This is a genomic window from Micromonospora coxensis, from assembly GCF_900090295.1.
Lineage (GTDB): Bacteria > Actinomycetota > Actinomycetes > Mycobacteriales > Micromonosporaceae > Micromonospora > Micromonospora coxensis.
Window position 1 is genome coordinate 5,475,751 of sequence record NZ_LT607753.1, and the last position, 12,546, is coordinate 5,488,296.

Consider the following 12,546-nt stretch of genomic DNA (forward strand, 5'->3'; position numbering starts at 1 on the left):
ACGATGGCGTCCGGCACCGACGTGAGAGCACCGGCCGCCGAGGCGGCCCGGCCGCCGGCCACCCCGAGGCGGCGCTGGCTGGTGCCGGCGCTGCTGGTGACGGGCTGGCTGGCCGGGGTGGCCTGGCGGATGTGGCTGGCCCGGCACGTCGCGCTGCCGATCGCGCACACCGACGAGGACAGCTACCTCAACACCGCCCGCGCACTGGCCGGTGGCCCGGGCGGCTTCAGCAGCGAGAACGGTCCGCTGCGCCGGGTCGGCTACCCGATGCTGATCTCGCCGGCGTTCCTCGGCGAGCGGGACTTCACCGACAGCTACCGGCTGGTGCAGCTGATCAACGCGGTGGTGAACGCCGCCGCGCTGCCGCTGGCGTACCTGCTCGGCCGTCGGCTGCTCGGGTTGCGCCGGTCGTACGCCCTGGTCGCCGCCGCCGTCGCGGCGACCCTGCCGGCCACCGCCTTCTACGCCCAGGTCGCGATGATCGACGCGGTGCTGGCCCCGCTGGTGCTGGCCTGGCTGCTCGCCGTGCACCGCTGGGTGTCCCGCCCCGGCCCGCTGGCCGCCGTGGCGGTCGGGACGCTGGTCGGCGCGTTCCACCTGCTGCACTCGCGTGGTCTGGTGATCGTGGCGGTGCACGCCGGGCTGGTCCTGCTGCTGTTCGCCCGCCGCCGGGCCGACGCCGGGCAGGTGCTCGCCGCGGTGCTGCCGGTGCTGGCCCTGGCGTTGGTGAACGAGGCCGGCATCCGCTGGCTCGGCGACCGGGTCTACCTGCTCGGGAACCCGCCGGGCGGCGGCACGGTACGGGCGGTCGCCTCCGGGCCGGGCCTGCTGCGACTCGGCGCGGCGGTCGCCACCCAGCTCTGGTACCTGGTGGTGATCACGTTCGGGCTGGCCGGGATCGCCTGGGCGACCGCCGTGCGCGAGCTGCGCCACCCGCAGCGCGACGCGGCCGTGCGCTGGACGCTCGGCGTCGCGCTGGTCACCAGCGTCGGGGTGGCCGGCGGGGCGTCGGTGATCCTCGCCGGCATCACCGCGAAGCCGTTGGACGCCATCTACGGCCGGTACGTGCAGATGCTCGCCCCGTTCTGGCTGCTGGTGGGGGCGGGGGTGCTGCTCACCGCGACCGCGCGGGTGCTGCTGCGCCGCGCCGCCGTCGCGGTGGGGCTGCTGGCGGCGGGCGCGGCGCTGATCGCGGCCCGGTTGGCGTACGTGGCGAGCCGGGGCCACGAACTGCGCTACGGCGGGTTCGGCGCGCCCGACCTGATGGCGCTGACCGGCGGGTGGCGGGAGTTCCGCCCGTTCACCGGTGCGGCGGTGGGCGTCGCCGGCTGCCTGCTGCTGGTCGCCGCGGCCCGCCGGCCCCGCCTCGGCGCGCCGTTCCTCGCCGCGCTGGTGCTGGTGAACGTCGCCACCATGGCGGTGATCACCGACCGGCTGGTCCGGCCGATGTCGGCGGCCACCGCCCCCACGCCGCGCGTCGCCGACCTCGGCGTCCGTCCCGGTGAGCGGGTGTACGCCGCCCTCGGCGTGCACTACGTCCTGCGCTTCAACCTCAGCCACCAGGTGACCTGGACCGACGTGCGGTGGTTCACCGACCGGCCGCCGGCCGCCGCCGACGTGGTCTTCACCCGGTGGGCACCCGGCGAGCCGGACGACTGGGACGGCACCCGGTACGGCTTCGTCCGCCTCGGCGGCAACCCGGAGCAGCACTGGGCCGCCTGGCGGCGCGGCTGAACCGCCGGCCTCGGCGTGGCTGAGCCGACCGCACCGCCGGCCCGGCCCGGCTGAGCCGACCGCACCGCCGGCCCGGCCCGGCTGAGCCGACCGCGCCGCCGGCCCCGGCGTGGCTGAGCCGACCGCGCGCCCTGGCGTGGCTGAGCCGAGCGCAACGCGGGCCACGGCGCGGCTGGATCGACCGCGCCGCCGGCCCGGCGCGGCCGGGCCGCAGGAAGTGGGTGAACGGCGGATGACAATTCGGTGGCCGCCCGGCGGACAATTGTCGAAATCAACGCCGACGACGATTGCCCCGGTCCAGGGAAATGGGGAGGATCTCGATTTGCCGGCCGTCGACCTCCTCCCGTCGCGGCGTTCCCTCGACGAATCGGAACCGCCGGTTCATCTGCCGTACGACGGTGTTGTGCGCCAGCACCTCACCGTCGAGCCGGTCGAGGGCGAGCACGTCGAAGGCGTGGTCGACCGCCTCGCGCATCACCTCCAGCCAGGCGGGCAGCGTCTCGCCCCGCGCGGCCAGCCCCTCGGCGTCGAGGTAGAACCCCCACCCGGCGGTACGCGGGCCGTCCAGCCGCAGGTCGAAGAAGGTCACCACACCGCAGGGCACCTGCTCGCGGACGTACACCAGGACCTGCCGGGCCGGGTCGTCGCGGACCTGTGCCCACCAGGCGGCGTGCTCGGCGGGGGTGATCTCGTGACTGGTCCTGCTGACCTGCCGGTTGACGTCCTGATTACGCCAGGACAACATCAGGTGAACGTCGTCGTCGGTCGCTTCGCGGAGCATGCCGGCTCCCTTTCCGTTCGATTCCGGGTGGCCCCGGAACCCTACCCGGGAAATGTCGTGGACAATTTCCGGGCGCTACACTCCGCGGCATGGACGAATTGAGTCGCGCGCAGATCCGCGACCTCATGGCGCAGGTGCTGGCCAACCAGGGCAAGGCGCTGCCCGACGACGACGCCACCGACCTGCGCGAGATCGGCTTCCGGTCGTTGGACTTCTCGGAGCTGGCCCTGCGGGTGGAGGACGAGACGGGGGAGGAGCTCAACTTCGACGCCCCCGGGCTGCGCCGCATCGCCACGGTCGGGGACGTCCTCGATTTCCTCGTGACCCTGCAGCGCCAGTGACCGTCGCGACCAACGGTCCGGCCGCCCCCGGCGCGCGTCTCGCCGGGCGGGACAACCGGCTCGTCGTCGCCGGGACGGCGCTGACCTGGCGGGAGCTGGCCGAGCCGGTGCTGCCGTCGCCGGGCGCGGTGCTCGCGCACGGCGCCGCCGACGCCCTGGCCGCCGCCCGGCACCACGCCACGTACGGCACCGAGCTGCTGCTCACCTCCGCCGGCCGGGTGGACCCGGCGATGCGCGACGAGCTGCGCGGGGCCGGCTTCACGGTGGCCGAGCTGGCGGCGGGGGAGGCCCGCGCCACCGCGCCGGAGCGGGCGCGTCCCGCCGAGCCGGGCCGGCTCTGGCTGCTCACCTCCGGCTCCACCGGGCGGCCCAAGCGGGTCGGGCACACCCTCGACTCGCTGACCACCGTGCGCGGCGGGCAGCCGGCACGCACCTGGCTCTGCCCGTACGCCCCCGGCACGTACGCCTGGTGGCAGGTGGTGACGCTGTCGCTGACCCAGCCGGGGCAGCACCTGGTGGTCGTCGACCCCGAGGAGCTGGACGACTGGCCGGCGCTCGCCGCCGCGCACGGGGTGGACGCCGTCTCCGGCACGCCGACGTTCTGGCGTCGCACCCTGCACCGCGACGGCGCGGCGCTGGCCCGGGTGCCGCTGCGTCAGCTCACCCTCGGCGGTGAGCCGGTCGACCAGGCCGTCCTCGACCGGCTCCGGGAGGTCTTCCCGACCGCCCGGATCTCCTGGATCTACGCCTCCTCCGAGGTCGGGGCGTCCATCGTGGTGCACGACGGCCGGGCCGGCTTCCCGGTCGAGTGGCTCGACCGGGCCACGCCCGGCCGGCCGACGCTCGCCGTGGACGGCGAGGAGCTGGTGGTCACCTCGCCGCACCACGGCGCCGGGCTCGACGGCCCGGTCCGCACCGGCGACCGGGTGCAGGTCGTCGACGGCCGGGTGCTGATCACCGGCCGGCTCGACTCCGACGAGATCAACGTCGGCGGCAGCAAGGTCTCCGCCGGCCTGGTCCGCGACGTGCTGTCCGCCCACCCGCAGGTGGCCTGGGCGCGGGTCACCGGCCGTCGTGCCCCGCTCCTCGGCCGGATGGTGGTCGCCGAGGTGGTGCCTACCGCCGGCTCGACGCCCGACGAGGCCACCCTGGTCCGCTGGTGCGCCGACCGGCTCCCCGAGCACGCGGTGCCCCGCCGGGTCCGCCTGCTGCCCGAGATCCCCGTCAAGGAGACGTTGAAGAGCGATGTCTGACACCCCTGTCGTCGCACCCAGCACCGTGGTCCTCGTCTCCGGCGGGTCCCGGGGGCTGGGGCTGGCCATCGTCACCGACCTGCTCGCCGCCGGCGTGAAGGTGGCGGCGTTCGCCCGTACCGTCACGCCGGAGCTGGAGAAGCTGGCCGTCGAGCACCCCGACCGGGTGCACGTCGGCGCGGTCGACGTCACCGACCTGCCCGCCGTCCAGACGTTCGTACGGGAGGTGGAGCGGCGGCTCGGCCCGGTCGACGGGCTGGTCAACAACGCCGCCGTCGGGCAGGACTCGATGCACACGCACACCTCCACGACGGACGTCGCCCGGATCGTGGAGACCAACCTGACCGCGCCGTTGCAGCTCACCCGCCTGGTCGTGCGGCGGATGCTGGCGCAGGGGCGGCGCGGGCGGATCGTCAACGTCACCTCGATCTGCGCGCAGCGCGGCTTCCCCGGGCTGGTCGCGTACTCGGCCACCAAGGGGGGCATGGACGCGGCCACCCGCTCGCTGGCCCGGGAGCTGGGCGGCCGGATGCTGGTCAACGCGGTCGCGCCGGGCTTCTTCGCCTCGGAGATGTCGGCCGTGCTGGGCAGCACCCAGCTCGACCAGATCGTCCGGCGCACGCCGACCGGCCACCTGACCGAGCCGGAGGAGGTGGTGCCGGTGGTGCGGATGCTGCTGCGCGAGCAGACCAACATCAACGGCCAGGTGATCGTGGTGGACGGTGCGGCCTCCGTCTGAGCCGGCGCTCGCCGCGCGCCGGCCGGGTGCCGTCCCCGGGCCGGGGTCGGGAGTCGACATCGGCCCGGGTGCCATCGGCCCGGGGCCCATCGCGGAGCCGGGGCCGGGCGCCGCCGCCGGCCCCGCCGGGCCCATCGACCCCGCCACCGCCGGCCCGGCGTCGACGGCCGCCGCCGGCCGCCTGGCCGTCTCCGGTACGCGTCCGGTGCCGGCCCTGCTGGGCGCCGCCGAACGGCACCTGCGCGTCGGCACGCCGGCCGAGCTGGCGTACGCGGTGACCCGCAGCCACCTCGACGACGGACGCTGCGTCGGCTGGTACGGCCCGGCCGCGCCGGGCTGGCGGGTGGCGATCGACGCCGAGCGGGCGGACGCGGAGATCCCGCCGGCGCTGGCCCGGCGCTTCGGGCCGGCCGACTTCTGGGCCCGGTGGACCCGTGCGGAGAGCCTCTGCAAGTTGGCCGCCGTGCCGGTGGCGGCCTGGTGGCGGCGGCACGGGTTGGCCGTACCCCCGGACACCCCGGCGGTGTGGCGGACGCTGCGCGTCGACGACCTGGTGGTGACGGTGGCCTTCGCCCCGTGAGGCGCCGTCGGGCCCGCGGTGCGAGCGGGCCCGACGGCGCTGTTCAGATCAGGTCCCAGCCCAGCGGGGTGCCGCGCGGGACGTCGACGGTGAAGGTACGACCGAGCACCGTGTCGATCTGCGCCGGCGGCAGGCCACCGGCCGGGCGGATCGAGCGGACGTTGCGCGCGGTCACCGGGTCGCCGGCCCGGACGTCCTCGACGACCCAGAGCGACCGGCGGAAGCGCAGTCCCTCCCGCTCGGCCGGGGTCGGGCCGACCCGGGTGCCGCCGAGCGCCGCGTGCGCCCGCTCCGACTCCACGACCAGGGCGGCCAGCTCCGCCGGGTCCAGTGAGAAGTCCGAGTCCACCCCGCCGTCGGCGCGGTCCAGCGTCACGTGCTTCTCGATGAAGCAGGCGCCCAGCGCCACCGAGGCGACCGGCACCCCGATCCCCGGGGTGTGGTCGGACAGGCCCACCGGCACGCCGAACAGGTCGGCCAGCACCGGGATCCGGCGCAGGTTGCTGTCCGCCGGCGGCGCCGGGTAGGAGGCGGTGCAGGCCAGCAGGACGATGCCACCCGCGCCGGCCTCCCGCGCGGTGCGCACCGCCGCGTCGATCTCGGCGACCGTCGCCATCCCGGTGGAGATCACCAGCGGCTTGCCGGTGCCGGCCACCAGCCGGATCAGCGGCAGGTCGACCAGCTCCGACGAGGCGATCTTGTACGCCGGCGCGTCCAGCTCCTCCAGCAGGTCGACGGCCGTCGGGTCGAACGGCGACGAGAAGACGGTCAACCCGCGCTCGCGGGCCCGCGCGAAGATCGGCCCGTGCCACTCGTACGGGGTGTGCGCCTTCTCGTAGAGGCGGTACAGGTTCTGCCCGCCCCACAGCTCGTGCCCGCCGGAGATGCGGAAGGCGGGCGTGTCGACGTCGATGGTGATCGTGTCCGGCCGGTACGTCTGCAGCTTCAGCGCGTGGGCGCCGCTGGCGGCGACGGCGTCCACGATCGCCAGCGCCCGGTCCAGGTCCCCGTTGTGGTTGCCGGACATCTCGGCGACCACGAACGGTCGCTCCCCGCCTCCGACGAGGTGTGGTCCGATCTTCACTGTCGACGTCATGCCCGACCTCTGTTCGCTGTGCGTCCGCGCCGGGGCGCGGTCCTACCGGTGCCGTCCGGGGACGACGGGAAAACCAGGGCGTCGGGAGCCGGTCCGGCTCCCGGCGTCGGGGTGCGCCGACGGGTCACCGCGTGGGGCGGGTGGCCGGTGCGTCCGGCCGGGTCGCCGGGGTGGCTTCCGGGGTGGGCGGCTGCGCCGTGCTCGCGGGGGCGGCGGCGCTCGCCCGCCGGGCCGCGCCGGCCAGCCGGTGGGCCCGCCGCAGCGCCGCGTACGCGAGGTAGCTGTTCCGGCCGACCAGCCGGTGCTTGAGCCCCGCCACCCCGCCCGGGAGCGGGTAGCCGCCCTCCGGCAGGTGCTTACGGTACTGCTCGGCCACCCGGCGGAAGAAGTCCCGGCGCAGGTGCGGGTGCAGCCGGTCGTCGTTGCCCACCACGACCAGCATGTGGTTGACCATCAGCCCGAACAGCTCGGCGTGCAGCCGCGGGTCCGGGTGCCGCCGCCGGACCCAGTCGAGCAGCCGGTCGTACTGGTCGAAGGCGTCGAAGTGCCGGCCGCTGCGGGTGGAGGTGATCGCGCCCTGCCGACCCTGCCGGTAGAGGTAGCAGACCCGGTCCAGCACGGAGATCTTCTCCGCGCCGATCAGCAGTGGGTGGCTGAACGGGATGTCCTCGTACCAGCCCGGGTGGAAGCGCAGCTCCAGCTCGTCCAGGAAGGCCCGGCGGACCACCTTGTTCCACGCGGTGTGCTGCACCCGCAGCAGTTGCGGCCGGTCGGCCAGCCGCACCACGTCCGGCGTCCCGCGCAGCAGCGGGCTGCTCGCGTCGACCTCCCGCCGGCCGTCCTCGTGCACCCGCAGGTGATCCAGGAGCAGCACGTCGGGGTGGTGCGCGCGCAGCCGGTCCAGCACGGCGGGCAGCGTGCCGGAGGGCAGCCAGTCGTCACTGTCGACGAACCAGACGTACTCCCCGGCGGCCACCTCCAGGCCGGCGTTGCGGGCGGGGCCGAGGCCGACGTTGCTGCTCAGGTGCACCGTGCGGACCCCGGGGTGGGTGGCGGCGTACGCGCGCAGCAGCTCACCGCAGCGGTCCGGCGAGGCGTCGTCGACGGCGACGATCTCGACCGCGTCCCGCTCACCCGCCGGGACGTCCGTGCGGATCGAGTCGAGGCACTGGTGCAGGTACGCCTCGACCCCGTGGACGGGCACGACGACGCTGAGCAGCGGGACGGGCGCGGGCTGGTTGACCACGCCGCCACCCTGGTGCACCCGGGTGGACGGGCACGGAACCTGACGTATCCGGCAGAGATGGCTTCACTGAACAGCGTCCGGCCGGCAGGTTAACGACCCGTCCGCACGGCGTGTCCCGGCATGTGGGAAGTGGCGGATCCGACCATCCCGGCGATCAGCAGGGCGAACACGGCTGGTGACCCACCGTCGACGGGATGGGGCGGCGGGACGATCGTCAAACATGGATGATCGTGAAAATTGTCGACCTCGATGGAGGTAGCACATGGCACGGGGGATCTCCTTGCACCGCACCCGGGGGCGGTGGGCGCGCGCGCTCGTCGCGCTGCTCGCCGGGCTGTCGCTCACCGCGGGGCTCACCGGGCCGGCCTCGGCCGCGCCGCAGCCCATCGTCGGCGGCGAGCTCCAGTCCGACGCGGACGGCCTGGCCGCCCTGATGGTGGACGGCCGCTACCAGTGCAGCGGCTCGATCGTCAGCAACTACTGGGTGCTGACCGCGAAGCACTGCCTGTACGACGGCAACGGCCGGATCGCGGACTCCCGCCTCTCGGTCCGGGTCAAGAGCATCTACTGGAACAGCGGGGGCGGCGTCGTCTACATCTCCACCTCGCGGGTGCGGACCAGCCACGACATCGCCATGCTCAAGCTGAACCGGTCGGCCAACGCCCAGCCGGTGCGGCTGCCCACCGCCACCACCAAGGTCGGCGCCACCACCTACGTCTTCGGCTGGGGTCGTACCTGCGCCGGCTGCGCCCCGTCGACCACCCTTCGACGGGCGACCCAGTACGTGCAGTCGATCGACGACACCGACTACTACGGCGGCCGGGGCATCCGGACCACGGGCCTCAACGGTGACGTCTGCTTCGGTGACTCGGGCGGCCCGCTGTTCAAGCTGGTCGACGGGCTGCGCTACCAGGTGGGCGTGCTGTCGGCGGTCAACAGTGCCAACTGCGACAACCAGGCCTTCTACGCGACCGTCCCGGAGAGCCGGGACTGGATCCTCAACGTGATGGCCACCGTCTGATCCGCACCGCCGTACGCGGGTCGGCCTCCGAGCGCGGGGGCCGGCCCGTCGGCGTACCGGAGCGATGTGCCCGCCCGTGACGAGCGGGTAGGGTGCCCGGCGGCGGTCCCCACCCGGGACCGTGGTGGACGTCGTCCTGGCCGTGGCGACGACGCGGCCGAGGAGGGACGTAGGTGTTGTTGATCCGTGCCGACGGCGGCGCCCCCGCCGCCACCGTGCCGGCGAGCCGGTTGCCGTCGCTGACCGGGCTGCGCTGGGTGGCCGCGATGCTGGTCTTCGGCTACCACGCCGGCACCATGCGGATCGTCGGCGACCCCGACGCCAAGGCGGTGGTCGACGGGCTGTTCACCCTCGGGCTGTCCGGGGTGCAGTTCTTCTTCATCCTCAGCGGCTTCGTGCTGGTCTGGTCGGCCCGCGACGGCGAGCGGCGGCGCGACTTCTGGCGGCGGCGGCTCGCCAAGATCTACCCGAACCATGTGCTGACCTGGGCGGCGGCCCTGCTGGTGATGTGGTGGTTCGCCGACCCGGTGGTGCCCCGCGCGGCCCTGGAGAACCTCTTCCTCGTGCAGGCGTGGGACCCGACGCCGGGCTACTTCTACAGCATCAACTCGGTGAGCTGGTCGCTCTCCTGCGAGCTGTTCTTCTACCTCTGCCTGCCGCTGGTGCTGCCGGCGCTGCGCCGGGCCCCCGCCGGCCTGCTCTGGGCGGTGGTGGTGGCGGTGCCGCTGGTGATCGTGGCGCTCTGGCCGGGGCAGCTCCTGGTGCCGAAGGAGAGCACCTGGTGGTTCACCCAGATCTTCCCGCTGGTCCGCTCGACCGAGTTCTGGCTGGGCGTGGCCGCCGCCGAGCTGCTGCGGCGCGGCCGGTGGCGCGGGCCGGCGCTGCCGCTGGCCAGCGTCATCTTCGTGGCCACCTGGGTGGTCGCGGGGCAGTGGATCCGGGCCGAACTGTGGGCGGCCATCCTCTCCGCCGCGTACGTCCTGGTGATCGCCGCCGCCGCGGACGCCGACGTGCGCGGCCGGCGCTCGCCGTGGCGGCATCCCCGGCTGGTCTGGCTCGGTGAGGTGTCCTTCGCCTTCTACCTGGTGCACGTGCTGGTGATGGTCACCGTGCTGCGGGCCGCCGGGTACCTCGGGGTCGGGCTGCCCGGCTGGTGGGGGCCGCTGGTGGTGCTCGGCTTCCTGGCGGTCAACCTGCTGCTCGCCGGGCTGATGCACCGCTGGGTCGAGACGCCGATGATGCGCCGCCTCGCGCCCCGCCGCCGCCCGGCTCCCGCCGGCCCGCCGGCCACTGTCGCCCCCGCCGGGTCGCCGGACGGGGTCGTCTCCGCCGGGTCGCCGGACCCGGTCGTCTCCGCCGGGTCGCCGGCCACCGTCGCTCTCGGTGGTCCGTCGCCCGCCGCCGTCGCCGGTCCGGGCGGCGCCGCGATGCCGGCCGCGCGGGAGGACGCCACCGCCCGGCCCCGGTCCGTGCCCGCCCCGTCGCCGCGTCCGGCCGCCGGCGAGTCGTCCGCCGGCCGACCCGTCGAGTACGCGCACCGGCGCGACCCGGCCTGAACGGTGTCCACGGTGGCCGGTGCGGCCGCCGTGGCCCACCGTCACCCGCAGCGCCCGCCGCGCGGCCCGCGCGCCGCGACCGCCCGCCGGGGGCCGACCGACGGGCACCGTCCGGACTGCTCGCCGTCGGCATCCGCCCGGTCGGCAACCGCTTGGCGCGCCGACCGCGCCCGGTGGCTCCCCACGCCCGTGCCACGCCGGCCGCCGCGCCAGGGTCGTCGAGGTGCCACGACACGCCCGGCGGCGCTGCGCGCCGGTGGCATCGGCGGTAGCGTGGGGCCGTGCTCCCGGTCGCGCTCACCAGTCCTCTGTGGTGGGTCGCGTGCTGGAGTTCCCGCCTGCTGACCGGCCTCGCCGTGGCCGTCGCGCTCTCCCTCGGCGGCTCCGTCGTACCGGACGAGGTGCCCCAGCGGTCCGCCGTGGTCCCGTCCGCCCCCGCGTTCCTCGCCGGCCCGCCGTCGTCCGCGTCCGGCTTCCGTGCCGGCCCGCCGCCGTCCGCCGACCGGGTGGTTCCCGCCCGGCCCGCCGTCGTGACCGCCGGGTGCGCGTCGCCGGTCGTCGCGCCCGCCGGGAGCGTCCCGGGTGCGCCGGAGGCCCTCGCCGACGCCCCGCCGGCCGCGCCCTGCGCCGCCGAGGCGGCCGTCGCGCCGGACGCCCTGCCCGCCCCGCGGCCCGACGCGCCGCCCGTCCCGAGCGGGCCGACCCCGTCCGGGGCCGGCCCGCGCGCCCCGCCCGCCGGCTGACCGCCGCGCGGGGGCGACCCGCGACCACGCTCTCCGACCTCACCCCCCGTACGCGCCCCTGGCCCTCTCGTCCGTGGCGCGTGCGGGCTCCTCTTCCGCGTCCCGCTCCCCGGGAGGTGCCGCACCGTGAACACCGTCCTCTACCAGTTCCTGATCGAGGTCCCGACCGCCGCCGCCATCTGGTCGGCGCTGCTCGTGCTCGCCCTGACCGTGCTCACCGTGCTGGTGGCCCGCCCCGAGCGGGACCGCCCGGCCGAGGAGGCGACGCCCGGCGGGCCGACCCCGGCCGAGGCCGCCGTCGACGCGGCCGACCTGCGCCGGTACGCCGAGGAGGTCGCCGTCGCCGCGTCCGGCGCGGCGCAGACCGCCCGCCGCCGGCGCGAGGTGTGGCTGGCCGCCCAGGAGGAGGTGGACCGGGCCTGGTCGGCGTACGACGAGGCGGAGGCCGCCGCCCGCCGGTTCGCCGTCGCCAACGCGCTGCCCACCCCGCGCACCCCGCGTACCCCGGCCGAGTACGCCGCCCGGGAGCGCTGGCTGCACCAGGCGGCGGTGGCCGCCCACTGGCGGGGCGAACTGCCGGTGGAGCGGCTGCGGGACGTCTTCGCCCACCGCGACGGCTGGGATCCCCGGCGGCACCCGGTCGAGCAGGAGGTGCTGCTCGCCCGGGCGGTACGCGACAGCCGGCGGGACGCCTACCGGCGGGCGGCCGCCCGGGAGCGGTCGGCCTGGCGCGACGCCGAACTGGCGGCCGACGCCGCCCGTGCCCTCGCCGTCGAGGCGTACGCGGCGGCGCAGCGGTCGCGCCCCGGCCGGGCGCCCGCCGCGTCCCGGGCCGCCGCGACGGCGCCGCGCGCGGCCTCGGCGGCACGGTGGCGACCGGCCCGGGTCGGGTGAGCGGCGGACCGCGCCGAAATCGTTACCGGGATTTCGGTGAGCCCGGTCACGGCCGGCGGGAACCGGACGTGCGTGACAGGGCGTGACAGTGGTGGCGGCGAATCGGGGACGTGTCGCCACGGCTGTCCGGTTGTCGCCCGTCGGTTCCCGGAAAACCGCTCGTCCCATTGAGTGACGTCAGTGTGCGACTGCCCCGGAAATTGCTCGCCTTGATCACGTTTACGCAGCTCGCAGCGCTTGGCGCGGCGCATACCGGCCAGTAGTGTCACCTCGGTCCGGCGCGGTTCCCGATCGCACAAGGCGACGCCGTGTCGACCCGCTCAATCGTGGATTCCACGAACCGGGGACCCATGCACCACTGGGGTGAATCCGCGGGCCACGGCCCGTGGTAGGGCGATCTTCCCGCCCGAATCCGTCAGCTAACCCGGTCGGCGGCATCGGAAGGAGTTCCATCCTCGTGCAGCACCACGCCATCCCTGCCTCGGTACCGGGGTGCATCCGCCGATAGGTCGCGCCGTCGCGTCCTGACATCCGGCATCCGCCCCGACGCCCGGCCACGCCC

The 12,546-nt window shown here is 75.5% G+C and carries 12 protein-coding genes and 1 riboswitch; of the genes, 9 read left to right on the forward strand and 3 right to left on the reverse strand.

What is annotated here, in order from left to right; genetic code table 11:
* Nucleotides 1-3 precede the first annotated feature (3 nt).
* Nucleotides 4-1,734, forward strand: a complete 1,731-nt coding sequence (locus GA0070614_RS24990) for a glycosyltransferase family 39 protein (protein WP_088978245.1) — start codon at nt 4-6, stop codon at nt 1,732-1,734.
* A 271-nt stretch (nt 1,735-2,005) separates the two neighbouring features.
* Here the strand turns inward: GA0070614_RS24990 and GA0070614_RS24995 are convergent, their stop codons facing one another.
* Entirely contained in the window at nt 2,006-2,515 is a 510-nt protein-coding gene (locus GA0070614_RS24995; protein ID WP_088978246.1) for a GNAT family N-acetyltransferase, read from the reverse strand.
* Nucleotides 2,516-2,604: 89 nt separating this feature from the next.
* Between GA0070614_RS24995 and GA0070614_RS25000 the strand changes: the two genes are divergently transcribed.
* The 4 genes from GA0070614_RS25000 to GA0070614_RS31265 are packed head-to-tail and all read left to right on the forward strand — an operon-like array spanning nt 2,605 to nt 5,428.
* Entirely contained in the window at nt 2,605-2,856 is a 252-nt protein-coding gene (locus GA0070614_RS25000) for an acyl carrier protein (RefSeq protein ID WP_088978247.1), read from the forward strand.
* Nucleotides 2,853-4,109 carry an AMP-binding protein gene (locus GA0070614_RS25005; RefSeq protein ID WP_088978248.1) on the forward strand — a complete coding sequence of 419 codons (1,257 nt, stop codon included), beginning with the start codon at nt 2,853-2,855 and terminating at the stop codon, nt 4,107-4,109. Before GA0070614_RS25000 ends, GA0070614_RS25005 begins: the two co-directional genes overlap by 4 nt.
* Complete coding sequence (locus GA0070614_RS25010; RefSeq protein WP_088978249.1) at nt 4,102-4,848, forward strand: SDR family NAD(P)-dependent oxidoreductase; 747 nt, start codon at nt 4,102-4,104, stop codon at nt 4,846-4,848. Before GA0070614_RS25005 ends, GA0070614_RS25010 begins: the two co-directional genes overlap by 8 nt.
* The gene (locus GA0070614_RS31265; RefSeq protein ID WP_231933384.1) at nt 4,832-5,428 is read left to right on the forward strand and encodes a hypothetical protein; all 597 of its coding nucleotides are present in this window, start codon (nt 4,832-4,834) and stop codon (nt 5,426-5,428) included. Before GA0070614_RS25010 ends, GA0070614_RS31265 begins: the two co-directional genes overlap by 17 nt.
* Nucleotides 5,429-5,471: 43 nt before the next feature.
* Here GA0070614_RS31265 and pseI read toward each other — a convergent pair whose 3' ends face one another.
* Both pseI and GA0070614_RS25025 read right to left on the reverse strand, forming a co-directional pair.
* Nucleotides 5,472-6,524, reverse strand: coding sequence for a pseudaminic acid synthase (gene pseI / locus GA0070614_RS25020; RefSeq protein WP_088978250.1), 1,053 nt, complete (start codon nt 6,522-6,524; stop codon nt 5,472-5,474).
* A gap of 124 nt (nt 6,525-6,648) precedes the next feature.
* A complete protein-coding gene (locus GA0070614_RS25025) occupies nt 6,649-7,770 on the reverse strand; it encodes a glycosyltransferase family 2 protein (protein WP_088979649.1) in 1,122 nt (373 codons plus the stop codon).
* A 262-nt stretch (nt 7,771-8,032) separates the two neighbouring features.
* Here GA0070614_RS25025 and GA0070614_RS25030 point away from each other — a divergent pair, with 262 nt between their 5' ends.
* From GA0070614_RS25030 to GA0070614_RS31470, 4 genes are all read left to right on the forward strand, one after another.
* Nucleotides 8,033-8,791, forward strand: a complete 759-nt coding sequence (locus GA0070614_RS25030) for a S1 family peptidase (RefSeq protein WP_088978251.1) — start codon at nt 8,033-8,035, stop codon at nt 8,789-8,791.
* A gap of 173 nt (nt 8,792-8,964) precedes the next feature.
* Nucleotides 8,965-10,347 (forward strand): acyltransferase family protein, encoded by a 1,383-nt coding sequence (locus GA0070614_RS25035; RefSeq protein ID WP_231933385.1) that lies wholly within the window; start codon nt 8,965-8,967, stop codon nt 10,345-10,347.
* 281 nt (nt 10,348-10,628) lie between these two features.
* Nucleotides 10,629-11,090 (forward strand): hypothetical protein, encoded by a 462-nt coding sequence (locus tag GA0070614_RS25040; RefSeq protein WP_088978252.1) that lies wholly within the window; start codon nt 10,629-10,631, stop codon nt 11,088-11,090.
* A 126-nt stretch (nt 11,091-11,216) separates the two neighbouring features.
* Entirely contained in the window at nt 11,217-11,984 is a 768-nt protein-coding gene (locus tag GA0070614_RS31470) for a hypothetical protein (protein WP_088978253.1), read from the forward strand.
* A 307-nt stretch (nt 11,985-12,291) separates the two neighbouring features.
* Nucleotides 12,292-12,433, forward strand: a riboswitch (cyclic di-AMP (ydaO/yuaA leader).
* The last annotated feature ends 113 nt before the right edge of the window (nt 12,434-12,546 follow it).

Coding starts and splice junctions, on each gene's coding strand:
- GA0070614_RS25010 (WP_088978249.1), top strand. CDS start 4,102: ATGTCTGACACCCCTGTCGTCGCACCCAGCACCGTGGTCCTCGTCTCC.
- GA0070614_RS25000 (WP_088978247.1), top strand. CDS start 2,605: ATGGACGAATTGAGTCGCGCGCAGATCCGCGACCTCATGGCGCAGGTG.
- GA0070614_RS24990 (WP_088978245.1), top strand. CDS start 4: ATGGCGTCCGGCACCGACGTGAGAGCACCGGCCGCCGAGGCGGCCCGG.
- pseI (WP_088978250.1), bottom strand. CDS start 6,524: ATGACGTCGACAGTGAAGATCGGACCACACCTCGTCGGAGGCGGGGAG.
- GA0070614_RS25030 (WP_088978251.1), top strand. CDS start 8,033: ATGGCACGGGGGATCTCCTTGCACCGCACCCGGGGGCGGTGGGCGCGC.
- GA0070614_RS24995 (WP_088978246.1), bottom strand. CDS start 2,515: ATGCTCCGCGAAGCGACCGACGACGACGTTCACCTGATGTTGTCCTGG.